General features: G+C 68.6%; 1 protein-coding gene. It reads left to right on the top strand.

All coding sequences use genetic code 11. The features are described 5' to 3' along the window. A partial coding sequence (locus tag ACYVDE_RS26070; RefSeq protein ID WP_460504398.1) for a tetratricopeptide repeat protein occupies positions 1-507 on the top strand: 507 nt, incomplete at both ends.

Below are 507 nucleotides of genomic sequence, written 5' to 3'. Positions count from 1 at the left end.
CGAGCGGGGTTTTCGGGGGCCTGAGCTGCCCTTGCTGGTGGGCGAAACCCACTTGGCCGCGCGCAACTACCCGGCCGCCCTCGATAACCTCGACCGTACCCTGCGCCTCGACCCCGACCAGCCCGCGGCGCTGTTCTACAAAGGCCTGGCCTACGCCGCTACCGCCGACACCAGCACCGCCGTCCAGTATTTGCAGGATGCGCTGGCGCGCGACCCGCGCGAGCCGGAGATTCTGCACCAGTTAGCCTTTCTACTGAATGCCTGGCGTCTGCCAGCCGAAGCCGCTCGGTACGCCGCGCAGGGCATGAAGCTCGATACGACTTCCGGGCTGCTGCGCTACGACTACGGCCGCCAGCTGGAATTGCAAAGCCGCCCCGATAGCGCTCAGTGGTACTACCGCCGCGCCCTGGCCCTCGATACCACTGTGTACCGGGCCGACTATCGCCTGGGCCTGGCCGCCGCCAAGGCCCGGCAGCCGGCCGCGGTGGTGCTACACTTAGCCCGCGC

Source organism: Hymenobacter agri (assembly GCF_054778495.1).
Note: the sequence above shows the minus strand (reverse complement) of the source record. Positions and strands in the feature narration are given on the sequence as shown.